Below are 12,335 nucleotides of genomic sequence, written 5' to 3' on the forward strand. Positions count from 1 at the left end.
ATGTACATTGATGGTCTACTCGTCTGAACGGAGTGAGCATGACGCGGCGACAGGTGCTCTTCGCGCTGGCTGGCGTGGTGACGGTGACGGCTTCGCTGCTCACGGCGGGCGCCGCGGGCGCCGAAAACCAGCCGGCCGCGTGCGTGCCGGGTGACGTCTACGGCGACCCGCTGCCGTCGCCGAGCGTGTCCGCCGTCCGGGTGCCGGGCCGGTTCAACTTCCTGGAGGGTCCGGTCTGGATCGCGGACCAGGGCCGGCTGCTGGTGTCGGACATGCAGCCGGCGGCCGGGCCTGAGGGCGTGCAGCCGTCCGTCATTAGGGCGCTGACGCCGCCGGACCGGTTCGACGTGTTCGTGGCCAGCGGCGGCAGCAACGGGCTCGCGCTCGGCACGGACGGCACGCACGTCCTCGCCGCGACGCACGACCAGCGGAGCGTCTCCTCCTACAACCTGGCCGACGGCACCCGCGGCACGGTGGCGCAGACGTTCCAGGGCCGCAGGTTCAACTCCCCCAACGACCTGACCGTCCGCGGCGACGGCACCGTCTACTTCACCGACCCGAACTTCCAGCGCGGCAACCGGCCGGACGAGATGGCCGGCCGCACCGGCGTGTACCGGGTCAGCGGCGGCGTGGTGTCCCTCGTCGACGACACGATCGCCCAACCGAACGGCGTCGTGCTCGCGCCGGACGGCAACACGCTCTACGTCGGCGGCAACAGCGCCGGCAAAATCTACAAGTACCCGGTGCTCCCGGACGGCAGCACCGGACCGCGCACCGAGTTCGCCAGCATGAGCGGCCCGGACGGGGCGACCATCGACTGCGCGGGCAACCTCTACTGGGCGTCCTATTCGGACGGCAAGGTACACGTCTTCGCCCCCGACGGCAGGGCGCTGGGCACCATCTCCGCCGGCACCAACACCACCAACGCGGCATTCGGCGGCGCGGACGGCCGCACCCTCTTCGTCACCTCGGGCACCTGGGGCAACTTCGGCGTCTACCAGATCCACCTGAACGTCCCCGGCTGGCCCCACTGAGCCAGCCGACCCCAGTCCGCCCGCCACTCCCGCGTCTCAACCTCCACGGTCTGACCCCGTCGCTATGGCGTGGCGGCATTCAGGCAGATTTTCCCCCGTCCGCGTCAGCTGGAGACCGTACGCTCCCGCGGGCACCGCTCCCGGCCGGCGGCTCGCAGCGCTCGCCGAAACCCCCGCCCGTCCACTGCCAGCTCCGCGAGACAAGCCCCCCTCGCGACAGGTTTCCCTTGATCGAGGTAACGAGGGCAGGTGACGCTGGCGATCGTGGTACACAACTGCCCCTGGAGGGGCAGTAAACGTCCACGATCCGTTCACCGGCCGCAAAGATCGACGCCGATCAAGGCATTGTGGACAGAGCCAACCTCGATAACGAAAGGTCTCCTAGAGGCCTTCGGGGTCAGGGTCGCCGCCCGTCGAGGCGTTGCTTCAAGGCGGCTTTTCCCACGTCCGGACGGGTGAGGCCGCGGGAGCAGCGGTCTGGACCACGACGGACGTCGCGGTAGCTCACATCTTTGTCCTAAAAGGAACTCAGCCCGGCCACCTCGACTCCGAAAGGGCGCGCTAGACCTTCTTGCCCACGGCGGCGGCGACCTTGAGGGCGGTCGGTGGCTGGTCCTCGTCCGGCCACCAGTCCTGGACGTCCACGAGGCCGGGCGGCAGCATCTCGAAGCCGTCGAAGAAGGGCAGGATCTCGTCGCGGCGGCGGAAGCACATCGGTGCCGGGGAGTTGACCGAGATCTCTTCGAGCTTGGCCTTGGCGGCCGGGTCGCTGCCGTCGGTGCAGAACTGGGACAGGCACATGTAGCTGCCGGGCGCCATGCGGTCGCGGAAGCGGGCGATCAGCGCGGCCGGGTGGTCTTGGTCGCCGACCAGGTGAAACAGGCCGATGAAGAGCAGCAGCATCGGCTTGTCGAAGTCGATCAGCGACCGCACCTTGGGGTCGTCGAAGATCCGCTGCGGCTCGCGGACGTCCTCCTGGATGGAGACGACGCCCTCCACTGTGGCCAGCAGGGCGTTGTTGTGCACGAACACGGTCCGGTCGTTGTCCACATAGACCACACGGGCGTCCGGATTGATGGCGCGGGCGGTGCCGTGCACGTTGGGCGCGGTCGGGATGCCGGTGCCGATGTCGAGAAACTGGTCGATGCCTTCCTTGGCGCACATCTGCACGACCCTGAGCAGAAACCGTCGCTGCGCCCGGCCCAGCGCGGGGAGGTCCGGCGCGAGGTCGATGACGGCCTGCGCGGCTTGGCGGTCGACCTCGAAGTTGTCCTTTCCACCTAGGACGTAGTCGTATGCCCGAGCGTGGCTCATGACGGTGGGGTCAGGGTACGAAGGCTCGGTCACGATCGCGACTCCCCTGTGGACGCGGGCTGGAGGGCTGGGGGCAGCCTAATGCCCCGCCCCGTCGCGCCCAAAGCCGGCTATCGATCTCGAACCCGACGAGCCGGGCTGCCCCCACACCGCAGCCCGCCCGTCCGTCACTCGCGAGTCACGCACCCGGCGGCTAATACCAGTAGCGGCGGCCGAGCACGGGGCGGTTGACCGAGCCGAGCAGCATGAGGACGGCTCCGACCACGAGCAGGATGATGCCGATCGTCGTAAGGATGCCGATGCCGGTCAGCCATCCGACCAGCGTGAGGATCAAACCCAGTACCAACATCTCTGGCTCCGCGGGGGTAGGGGATATGTGGACCCGCTCCCAATACCCCGGCGGCGTACCGCGGAAAACCCTTCAGCACCGCAGGTGCCGGCCGGTCTCCGGTCTCGTGGCTGGCCTGGCCACGGATCCGACGGCCGCTGAGAGGTCCCCGGCTCGGCCGCCGAGGTCACCTATTTGGCTCATCCCGTTTATAATTTGAGCCACGAGGGGCGCTATTGGCATGGTCGTCCGGCGTCAACGATCGCTTTTGGGACGATTCTCGTTGGAAATTGGCCCTACTATGCACAGGTGACCCACCCCACCAGCGCTGGCGAGCGGCTCGTCCTCGCCGCGCTCGCCGGCGGCGTCGTCGCCAGCCGGGCAGAGCTGAGCGCGGCGACCGGGCTACCGAAGACCACGGTGACCGGGATCGTCGCGCGGCTGCTGCGCCGCGGTGCGCTGGTCGAGCAGCCGGCCGAGGCCGCACCGGGCCGCGGGCGCGGTCGGCCCGCCGGCGCGGTCGCGCTCGCCGGGTCCGGCGGGATGGTCGCCGTGCTGGCGCTGAGCCACGCCGCGATCCGGGCCGCGGTCGTCGGCTGGGACGGGACCGTGGCGGCCGTCCGACACAGCCCCATCGAGGGTCCGCGCGAGGAGTCGAAGATCATCGGGCGCGGGCTGGAAATGGTCGAGCAGGCGCTGTCCGACGCCGGCCTCGGCCACGGGCAGGCGGACCGTGCCGTGGTCGGCATTCCCGGCGCGTACCAGCCGGGTGTGGGTGTGGTGGTCGGGCGCGTCCCCGACGCGGTCCGCGCGGCCGTCCCGGAGCTGGCGCGGACCTATGGCTGGCTGCGCTCCGATCCGGTGCCGGCCGTCCGGCAGCGGCTGGGCGTGCCGGTGGTCGCGGAAAACTACGCCAACCTCGCGGCGCTGGGCGAGCTGACCCGTGGCGCGGGCCAGGGCCTGACCGACGTCGTCTTCGTCCGGGTGGTCGAGGGGCTCGGCGCCGGGCTCGTCCTCGGCGGGCGGCTGCACCGCGGCGCTCGCGGGCTGGCCGGCGAGCTCGCCCACGTGCAGGTGGTCGACGACGGGGCATGGTGCGCCTGCGGGAGCCGCGGCTGCCTCGCGGTCACCAACAGCAGCCAGATCCACGGGTTCCTCAGCACGGCCTACCCGACGCCGGTCACCCTCGAGGACATCCAGGCCCTCCTGGCCGCCGGCGAACGGGGTACGCGGCGCGTCATGACCGACGCGGGCCGCCGGATCGGGCGGGTCCTGGCCGACCTCTGCGTGATGCTGAGCCCGGAGGCGATCGTGCTCGACGGGATGCTCGGCCCGGCGGCGGAGCCGATGCTGGAGGGCATCCGCGAGATGATCGACCGGCACACCCCCGGCGACGTGGCGGAGTTCGTGGGGCTGCGCGTCGGGACGCTCGGTGACCGGGCCGAGCTGCTCGGGGCGGTCGCGCTGGCGCGTGCGGAGGACCCGCGTTACGGCTGAGTTGGCGTGTACTGCACAACCGCCAGGTAGGGGATATGTTCTCGGCCACAACAAAGTCTTCCCCCGCCTCGGCCGGCCAGCGAAGGCGCCGGCGCCGCGACCGTTCCACCCGGGTTTCCGCCCGGCGTACTCGCCTGAACCGTCGCCAGCCAGCACGCTCTCGCCCCACCTCTCCCGTTCGGCTCCACCGCGGTTTCCGCGCACCCATTCCCCGTGGGCGTGCCCATCCGTCCACTCCCGTCGCCGATGGCGCGTCCAAGGTGGGCGGAGCGTCCCTACCGAAGTCGTTCGCGGAGGCGTATGCCGGCGGGAGCTGGAACGCGGTCCCCATCATGACCGGCAGCACCAGGTCGGAAAAGTGTCCAACGGGCACAGCGCCGAGCTCGCGTACATGTTCGACTTCACGCTCGGCGAACGGCCGCTGACCGCACAGCAGGAGCGCCTTCGCGCACCGCGGCGACCCCAACTTCCGCGGCGCTCCACAGTGGCCGGTGTACGGCTCCGGCCAGAACGTCATGCGGCTCCGCACCGGCGGAGCGAGCAAGGTGACCACGTCCCTCGCGGCCGAGCACAACTGCGCCTTCTGGCTCGGCTGAACCCCACCACTCGCCAGGTCCGCCCTATTTAGACAGAGGTTTGAGCTACCGCGACGTCGTCGTGGTCCAGACCGCTGCGCGGGGCCCCGGGGAAACGTGGAGCGCGGCGGAGCGTTTTCTTGGGGTGCGTTTCCCGCGGCCTCACCCGTCCGCCGCTGGTCGCGCTCACCCCTGCGCGCAACCGGCGGGGGCGGATCGAGCTCGCGCCAGCCGGTGGTCGACGTCTGTCCACAATGCCTGCTCCCGGATCGGCGATCCTGAAAACAACACAGGTTTCGTCGCCGCGAGTACCCGCGCGGCGGTGTGAGCCGCGTGAGATCCGAGATCTAGGAGAGTTAGGGCGCTATTTCAACCCTAGGTCTCCTAGATCTCGAAGTCTCGTCCACTTGACCGGGTTACGCCGCGTCAGGATGGCGCAGGTAGGCCCCGCGAAGACCCGTCGGGGCTTGTCGCGCGGACCTGGCAGTGGACGGCCGGGGATTTCGGCGAGCGCTGCGAGCCGCCGGCCGGGAACGGTGCCCGCGGGAGCATACGGTCCGCAGCTGACGCGAACGTGGGCAAATATGCCTCGAAGAAACGGTCGGCGACCCCGAAAGCTCTCTACGCCGACCGGCCGGCGTCAGTGTCCGAAGGCGTCGGAGTCGGCGCCGGCGGCGTCGCCCTGGTCGAGCGCGGAGATGGCGGCCACCTCGTCGGTGGAGAGCGTGAAGTCGAAGATGTCGAGGTTTTGCGCGAGCCGCTCCGGGTCGCTGGACTTGGGGATGGTCGTCAGGCCCAGCTCCATGTGCCAGCGGAGCACGACCTGTGCCGGCGTGCGGCCGTGGCGCTCGGCGACGTCGACCACGACCGGCTCGCGCAGCACGTCGTTGCTCGAACCGCCGATCGGCGACCACGACTGGGTGACGATCCCGTGCTGGGTGTGGTAGGCGCGGGCCGACTCGCGGGTCACGGTCGGGCTCAGCTGGATCTGGTTGACGTCCGGCACGACACCGGTCTCGGCGATGACCCGGTCCAGGTGGGCGGGCTTGAAGTTCGACGTGCCGATCGCGCGCAGGCGGCCGGCCTCCAGCAGCCGGACCAGGCCTTGGAAAGCCTCGACGTATCGGTCCTGCTGAGGGTTGGGCCAGTGGATGAGCAGCAGGTCGATGTACTCCAGCCCGAGCCGGTCGGCGCCGCGTTCGAACGCCTCGGCGGCCAGCTCCACGCCGTGCCACCGCTTGTTGAACTTGGTCGTGACGAACAGCTCCTCGCGCGGCACACCCGAGGCCTTCAGCCCGCGCCCGACGCCGCGCTCGTTGCCGTAGTTTTCCGCGGTGTCGACGAGCCGGTAGCCCAGCTCGATCGCGGCGGCCACCGTCGTCTCGGCGGCGGCGTCGTCCATCGGCCAGGTGCCCAATCCCAGGCGCGGCATCTCGGCGCCGTGCGGAAGGGTGACGGTGGGTGCGGTAGTCGACGTCATCTGTCCATCCAACCTTGCCGGCCACCGCACCGCGCGGTCGGGGGTCGGCCGCGGCGAGTCAGGTGGACGCGCCGCGGAGGGTGTCGGACACGGGACGGCGGCCGCCGAGGCCGGCGGGGACGGCGGTGAGCGCCGCCACCACGAGCACCGTCGCCACCACCAGGGCGAGCAGCTGCCAGGACGACGGAAGCGTGGCCCTGGCGCGCTCGCCGCCGGTGATCGCGTTGATGGCGGCGAAGAGCGCGTAGCCGCCCGGGAAGACGCCGAGGATGGCGCCGGCTAGTGCGGGGAGCACCTGCGCGGCCGCCAGCGCCACGCTCACCTCGCGCGGGGTGGCGCCGAGCGCGCGCGCCAGCGCCGACGAACGCCTGTTGTCGAGCACGGTCGCCCAGGTGACGACGACGGCGTTGACCGCCGCCAGGGAGAGCAGGATGACCATCCAGACGAGGATCACGTGGCGCAGCACCGCCAGCTGGGCCTCGCCGTATCCGCCGGCGGCCGCTTGGGTGTCGAGGAAAGCGTCGAGTACGAGCAGGACGTAGATCCCGCTGACCGTAACCGCGATGCTGGCCACACCCAGCACGACCCGTCGTGGGCGGCGGGCGGCGACCCGGGAGGCGAGCAGCAGCGGCACGGGCAGGCGCGCCGAGACCGCGATCAGCCAGCCGACGCGGCGGGGTGGGCGGGGCGAGTCGGCCAGCGCGTCGACGGTGCTGGAGCGGGCGGCGCGCAGGGCCGGCACGGCGGTCGCCACCACCGCGACGGCCACCGCCACGGCGGCGACGAGACCGATGGTCGACAGGTTCATCGGCGGTGTGCCCGCACCGCCGACGAGGCCGGCGCTCGACTCGGCGAGCAGAGGCGCGGCCAGCCATCCGACCACCAGCCCGGCCGCGGCGGCGACGAGGGCCACGAGGATGTACTCCGCGAGCAGCACGGCGGCGACGAGGCCCGGTGTGCCACCGACCGCCTTGAGGAGCCCGACGCGCCTTGTCTGGTCGGCCATCCGGCCTCCGACGAGGACGGAAAGGCTTGCCACGGCGAGCAGGCCGAGCAGCCAGGCGCCGATCAGCAGGAGGATCTGGGAGTCTCGGGCCACCTCGGTGGCGTCTTCGACGATCTCCTGCCAGGAGCGCATGGGTGTCGTGCCGGCGCGGTCGCCGGTGTGCGTGTCGACGAACGTCTGGGCGGCGTCGGGGTCGGCCAGCTTCAGGGGCATCACGTACCCCAGGGAGGCTGGATCCGGCGTGAGGCTCCGCACATCCGCCTGGGTGAGCCAGACCAGGCCGGGGTTGTGCAGCAGCCCGGCGGGCACGGCCTCGCCGGCGGGCACGGCACCGTTGAGGCAGGGGAAGTAGCAGGAGCTCTTTGGATAGGGCGGCATGGCGGCGGTGACCGCGACGCCGACCACCTCGAACGACCGGCCGTCCACAGTGACCGGATCGCCGACCCGCACGTCGAGCGCGCTGGCGAAGGCGGCCTCGAGCACCACGCCGCCATCGCTCACCCACCGGCCGTTTACCACCTCGGGCTGGTCGACCGGCGCGGTGGCGGTGTCGCGCCCGACGACCTGGACGTCGGATGTCCGGCCGGATACCTGAAGCCGCGCGTGCGTGACCGGGAACGGTCCACTGTGGTCGGTGACGCCGGGAGCGGTGGCCAGTGCGTCCAGGTCGGAAAGGCCGCCGGCCCGGGCGACGCTGGCGACGACGTCGGGGCCGTTGGTGGCCTCGCGGGTGCTCTGGTACGGATCGCTGGCGGCGTCGCGCAGCACGAGCCCGAGCGTCAGCGTCGTCGTGGCCGCCATGACGGCCAGCAGCAGGAGCACGGCCTCGGTGCGGCGCCGCCGGAGGTCGCGCAGGGCGAGGCGGCCCACGAGGAGGATGCGGCCCATAGCCGTCAGTCCTCCAGACCGACGAGGGCGCCGAGCCGCCCGGTGGTGCCGCCGGTCAGCCTTGTCTCGTCGACGAACGCGCCGTCGCGCATCGTGATCAGCCGGTCGGCGGTGGCCGCGATCCGCGCGTCGTGGGTGACGATGACCAGCGTCTGACCGGATCCGTGCAGGCTCTCGAAGAGCTGGAGCACGTCGAGTGTGGCGGCGCTGTCGAGGTTTCCGGTCGGCTCGTCGGCGAGCACGACGAGCGGCTCGTTGCTCAACGCACGGGCGACCGCGACCCGCTGCCGCTGGCCGCCGGAGAGCGCGGAAGGCAGGAAACGCGCGCGGTCGGCGAGCCCGACCCGCTCCAGCAGCTCCTCGGCACGCCGCCTCGCGGCTCGCGGCGAGCGCCCGGCCAGCAGAGCGGACAGCTCGACGTTTTCGACGGCGGTGAGCTCCTCCATCAGGTGGAAGGACTGGAAGACGAACCCGACGGCGGTGCGTCGCATCCGGGCCAGGGCCCGCTCGCTGATGTCGTCGATGCGGCGGCCGTCGAGCGACACCTCGCCACCCGAGGGCCGGTCGAGGCCGCCGAGCAGATGCAGCAATGTGGACTTTCCGCAGCCGCTGGGCCCCATCACCGCGACGGTCTCGCCCCTACGGACGTCGAGATCGACGCCGTCGACGGCGCGCACCAGACCATCGCCCCTGCCGTAATGCTTCAGCAGCCCGCGGGCACGAAGCACGTCGCTCACGATCCGCTCCTTCGGTGGGTCCAGTTGTGCTCGCACGCCTCGAGCCAGCGCAGGTCGGCCTGGAGCCGGAGCACGACGCCCTCCAGCAACAGCGCCGCGTCCGAACGGTGCGGCTCGGCCATGGCGGCGCGCTGGGCGTCACGCAGCCGGCGCAGCAGCTCGCGGCGCTGGGTGTCGACGACGGTGAGCGGGTCGGCCAGCCCGGCCGACGCGGCCGCGATCAGCTTGAGGTGGAACTCGGCGAGGTCGGGGCGTGGCCAGCTCACCTCGGCGATCCACTCGGCGACCCGCTGCTGGCCGTCGGCGGTGAGCGCGTACACCTTGCGATCCGACTGGTCGCCTCCGTCGGCGGACCTTTCGACCGCCAGCAGGCCGGCCTTTTCCAGCCGGGTCAGCGTGACGTAGATCTGCCCGGCGTTCATCGTGTCGCCGAGCGGGCCGAGCGCGTCGCGCAGCCGCGCGCGCAGCTCGTAGCCATGCGAGGGCTCCTTGGCCAGCATGGCGAGCACCACTTCCTGCCGCATCGACCCTCCGGATAACCGTTAGCCAGATAACCGTTATCCACTATGTAACGGTTATCCCCGCCCGTCAAGCCCTCCGCGGTATCGTCGGCGCACCGCTACGGGAGGCGTAGATTGATGCCGCATGATGTCTGAGCGCAGGTACCGGGCCGCGATCGTCGGCACCGGAGCGATCGCCACCATCCACGCGGAAGCCCTGCGACGCCTGCCGGGCCGGGCCGATCTGGTCGCCGTCGCCGACGTCGACCTGACCCGGGCCAAGACCTTCGCGGAACGCTGGGACGTGCCGCACACCTACGACGGCGTCGCCGAGCTGCTCGACGCGCACGAGTTGGACCTGGTGCACCTGTGCACGCCACCGGAGCAGCACGCCCCGCTGGCCCTGCGGTGCCTGCGGGCCGGCGCCACGGTGCTGGTGGAGAAGCCGCCCACGCTCTCGCTCGCCGAGTTCGACACGCTCGCCGCGGCCGAGGCGGACTCCGGTGGCCACGTGGCCACCGTGTTCCAGCACCGCTTCGGCTCCGCGGCCGTACGCCTCCGGCGGATGGCCGCCGCCGGCGACCTCGGCCGGCCGCTGCTGGCCACCTGCGCCACCCAGTGGTACCGGGACGACGAGTACTTCGCCGCACCCTGGCGCGGCACGTGGGAGTCCGAGGGCGGCGGGCCCACGATGGGCCACGGGATCCACCAGTTCGACCTGCTGCTGTCGGTGCTCGGGCCGTGGCGGGAGGTCACCGCGGTGGCCGCCCGCCAGGCCCGGCCCACCGACACCGAAGACCTGTCGATGGCCCTGGTCACCTTCGACAACGGCGCGGTGGCCTCGGTCGTCAACTCGGTCATCTCGCCGCGGCAGACGTCGGCCCTGCGCTTCGACTACGAGCACGCCACCGTCGAGGTCGAGCACCTCTACGGGTACGACGACCGGGACTGGACCTTCACCCCGGCACCCGGGCAGGCCACCCTCCTGACCGGGTGGAACGCGCCGGCCGACAACGTGCCGAGCGGGCATTCCGCCCAGCTGGCCGCGGTGTTCGACGCCCTCGACCGGGGCGAGGCGCCACCGGTCACCGTGTCCGACACCCGGCCGACGATGGAGTTCGTCGCCGCGCTCTACGCGTCCGCGTTCACCGGGCAGCGCGTCCGCAGTGGACAGATCGGTCCGGACCACCCGTTCGCCGCGCGGATGGACGGCACCGGCGCACCCTGGAAGGAAACCAGCGCCCCGTGAAAGTGACCCACGTCGTCGACGAGTCGATCACCGTCACCGCCGGCGGCGTCGACCTGTTCACCTACGTCTACCGGCCGGACACGCCGGTCCTGGAGTCACCCAAGCCCTACCTGCACCCGATCCGCACGCTCGCCGGCGACGAGGTCAGCCTGTTTCGCCCGCACGACCACGTGTGGCACAAGGGCATCGCCTGGTCGCTCCCCCACGTCGGCGAGCACAACTTCTGGGGCGGTCCCACCTACGTGCACGGCAGCTCCTACGTGCAGCGGGACAACAACGGCAGCGCCACGCACCGCGAGCTCACCGCACTGTCCACCCAGGACGGCCAGGCGCGGATCGGGCACCGGCTCGACTGGACCTCCCAGGCCGGCGCGCCGGTCGTCGAGGAAGAGCGCGCCCTGACCGCCACGCTCGTCGACGAGACCGCCTGGGTCCTGACCTTCGAGACCGCGATGACGAACGTCTCCGGCGCCACCCTCCACATCGGATCGCCGACGACGAAAGGGCGGCCCAACGCCGGGTACGGCGGCCTGTTCTGGCGCGGGCCGAGGTCGTTCACCGGCGGCACCGTGCAGGCGCCGAGCGGCACCGGCAGCGGCAACGACCTGCGCGGCGTGCGCGCCGAGTGGTTCGCCTTCCGCGGCCGGCACGACGGGACCGGGCGGTGGTCGACGATCGTCATGGTCGACGACACCGCCAACCCGCGGCACCCGCCGCAGTGGTTCACCCGCACCGAGGAGTTCGCCTGCCTGTGCCCCGCTCCGTTCTTCAGCGAGGAGCTGGCCCTGCCCGACCGCGACACGCTCCGGTTCCGGTACGCGGTCGTCGTGTCGGCCGGCGACCACGGCGACGAGGGGACGGCCCGGCTCGCGAAGCTCGGCCGGTCGGTGGTGGTGTCGCCGTGACCCGCGCCTTCCCCGGCGGCACCTCCGTCACCCGCCTCGACGTCTACACCAGCACCTGCCCCGACGGGCTGGCCGGCGGCACGCCGCACCTGCACACCGCCTCGACCGAGGCCTACGTCGTCATCGAGGGCCGCGGCGCCCTGCACACCCTCGACCTCGGCGGGTCGCGCGAGACCCCGCTCGAAGCGGGCAGCACCGTGTGGTTCACGCCCGGCACCATCCACCGCGCGGTCAACGACGGCGGCCTCCGCGTGGTCGTGGTGATGGCCAACGCCGGCCTCCCCGAGGCCGGCGACGCCGTCATGACGTTCCCGACCGACATCGTCGCCGACCCGGACCGCTATCGGAAGCACGCGACGCTGCCCGACGGGGCGGCGGAGGCGGACCTCGACGCGGCTGCGCGCCGCCGGCGCGACCTCGCGGTCGAGGGCTTCCACCAGCTCGCGCACAGCCTGCGAGCCGGTGACCCGAAACCACTCGAACGCTTCTACGACGCCGCGGCCGCCCTCGTCCGGCCCCGCGTGGCCGGCTGGCGCCGCACCTGGGAACGGACCGTCGCGCGGGAGACGAGCCACACCGCCGCGGTACTCGACGCGCTCGAACGCGGCGACGCCAGCCATTTGCGCGGCGCCGCATTGCTCCAGGCGCCGCCCAGCGAGACCCGCCGCTTCGGCATGTGCGGCCGCCTGCGCACATACGACGTACACGTTCACGCCCGCGAGTGACGCCAGCTCCCATCCCGCCATGCCGGCCTGGGTCGTCCCGGTCCGCGAATCATTCCACAATAGACTTGAGCTGCCGCGACGTCCGTCGTGGTCCAGA

11 protein-coding genes are annotated in these 12,335 nt (G+C 71.7%); 5 read left to right on the plus strand and 6 right to left on the minus strand.

Annotation, left to right across the window (positions count from 1 at the left end; genetic code table 11):
- Positions 1-38: 38 nt before the first annotated feature.
- The gene (locus tag ACTMTJ_RS14310; protein ID WP_441216866.1) at positions 39-1,034 is read left to right on the plus strand and encodes an SMP-30/gluconolactonase/LRE family protein; all 996 of its coding nucleotides are present in this window, start codon (positions 39-41) and stop codon (positions 1,032-1,034) included.
- Between the two features lie 561 nt (positions 1,035-1,595).
- Here ACTMTJ_RS14310 and ACTMTJ_RS14315 read toward each other — a convergent pair.
- On the minus strand, positions 1,596-2,381 hold the full coding sequence (locus ACTMTJ_RS14315; RefSeq protein ID WP_441216867.1) for an SAM-dependent methyltransferase: 786 nt from the start codon (positions 2,379-2,381) through the stop codon (positions 1,596-1,598).
- A 160-nt stretch (positions 2,382-2,541) separates the two neighbouring features.
- Positions 2,542-2,697, minus strand: coding sequence for a hypothetical protein (locus ACTMTJ_RS14320; protein ID WP_441216868.1), 156 nt, complete (start codon positions 2,695-2,697; stop codon positions 2,542-2,544).
- A gap of 288 nt (positions 2,698-2,985) precedes the next feature.
- On the opposite strand from ACTMTJ_RS14320, the gene ACTMTJ_RS14325 reads away from it, so the two are divergent.
- Entirely contained in the window at positions 2,986-4,173 is a 1,188-nt protein-coding gene (locus tag ACTMTJ_RS14325) for an ROK family transcriptional regulator (protein WP_441216869.1), read from the plus strand.
- 1,215 nt (positions 4,174-5,388) lie between these two features.
- Here ACTMTJ_RS14325 and ACTMTJ_RS14330 read toward each other — a convergent pair.
- From ACTMTJ_RS14330 to ACTMTJ_RS14345, 4 genes are read right to left on the minus strand one after another with little or no spacing between them, the layout of a single operon-like run.
- Positions 5,389-6,228 (minus strand): aldo/keto reductase, encoded by an 840-nt coding sequence (locus ACTMTJ_RS14330; protein ID WP_441216870.1) that lies wholly within the window; start codon positions 6,226-6,228, stop codon positions 5,389-5,391.
- A gap of 58 nt (positions 6,229-6,286) precedes the next feature.
- On the minus strand, positions 6,287-8,122 hold the full coding sequence (locus tag ACTMTJ_RS14335) for an FtsX-like permease family protein (protein WP_441216871.1): 1,836 nt from the start codon (positions 8,120-8,122) through the stop codon (positions 6,287-6,289).
- Positions 8,123-8,127: 5 nt separating this feature from the next.
- The gene (locus ACTMTJ_RS14340) at positions 8,128-8,859 is read right to left on the minus strand and encodes an ABC transporter ATP-binding protein (protein WP_441216872.1); all 732 of its coding nucleotides are present in this window, start codon (positions 8,857-8,859) and stop codon (positions 8,128-8,130) included.
- A complete protein-coding gene (locus ACTMTJ_RS14345) occupies positions 8,856-9,383 on the minus strand; it encodes a PadR family transcriptional regulator (protein WP_441216873.1) in 528 nt (175 codons plus the stop codon). Before ACTMTJ_RS14345 ends, ACTMTJ_RS14340 begins: the two co-directional genes overlap by 4 nt.
- A gap of 121 nt (positions 9,384-9,504) precedes the next feature.
- Here ACTMTJ_RS14345 and ACTMTJ_RS14350 point away from each other — a divergent pair, with 121 nt between their 5' ends.
- From ACTMTJ_RS14350 to ACTMTJ_RS14360, 3 genes are read left to right on the plus strand one after another with little or no spacing between them, the layout of a single operon-like run.
- Positions 9,505-10,608: a Gfo/Idh/MocA family protein gene (locus tag ACTMTJ_RS14350; RefSeq protein ID WP_441216874.1), complete on the plus strand. Its 1,104-nt coding sequence runs from the start codon at positions 9,505-9,507 to the stop codon at positions 10,606-10,608.
- Complete coding sequence (locus ACTMTJ_RS14355; protein WP_441216875.1) at positions 10,605-11,513, plus strand: PmoA family protein; 909 nt, start codon at positions 10,605-10,607, stop codon at positions 11,511-11,513. The genes ACTMTJ_RS14350 and ACTMTJ_RS14355 overlap by 4 nt, the downstream gene beginning before the upstream one ends.
- Positions 11,510-12,238 (plus strand): cupin domain-containing protein, encoded by a 729-nt coding sequence (locus ACTMTJ_RS14360; RefSeq protein ID WP_441216876.1) that lies wholly within the window; start codon positions 11,510-11,512, stop codon positions 12,236-12,238. The genes ACTMTJ_RS14355 and ACTMTJ_RS14360 overlap by 4 nt, the downstream gene beginning before the upstream one ends.
- Positions 12,239-12,335 lie beyond the last annotated feature (97 nt).

Origin of the sequence: Phytohabitans sp. LJ34 (genome assembly GCF_052068095.1) — a bacterium.
In the GTDB taxonomy this organism is placed as follows: domain Bacteria; phylum Actinomycetota; class Actinomycetes; order Mycobacteriales; family Micromonosporaceae; genus Phytohabitans.

What these genes read in the sequence shown, in the direction of transcription:
- ACTMTJ_RS14310 (WP_441216866.1), top strand. Translation starts at nt 39, where the DNA reads ATGACGCGGCGACAGGTGCTCTTCGCGCTGGCTGGCGTGGTGACGGTG.
- ACTMTJ_RS14320 (WP_441216868.1), bottom strand. Translation starts at nt 2,697, where the DNA reads ATGTTGGTACTGGGTTTGATCCTCACGCTGGTCGGATGGCTGACCGGC.
- ACTMTJ_RS14330 (WP_441216870.1), bottom strand. Translation starts at nt 6,228, where the DNA reads ATGACGTCGACTACCGCACCCACCGTCACCCTTCCGCACGGCGCCGAG.
- ACTMTJ_RS14335 (WP_441216871.1), bottom strand. Translation starts at nt 8,122, where the DNA reads ATGGGCCGCATCCTCCTCGTGGGCCGCCTCGCCCTGCGCGACCTCCGG.
- ACTMTJ_RS14345 (WP_441216873.1), bottom strand. Translation starts at nt 9,383, where the DNA reads ATGCGGCAGGAAGTGGTGCTCGCCATGCTGGCCAAGGAGCCCTCGCAT.
- ACTMTJ_RS14350 (WP_441216874.1), top strand. Translation starts at nt 9,505, where the DNA reads ATGATGTCTGAGCGCAGGTACCGGGCCGCGATCGTCGGCACCGGAGCG.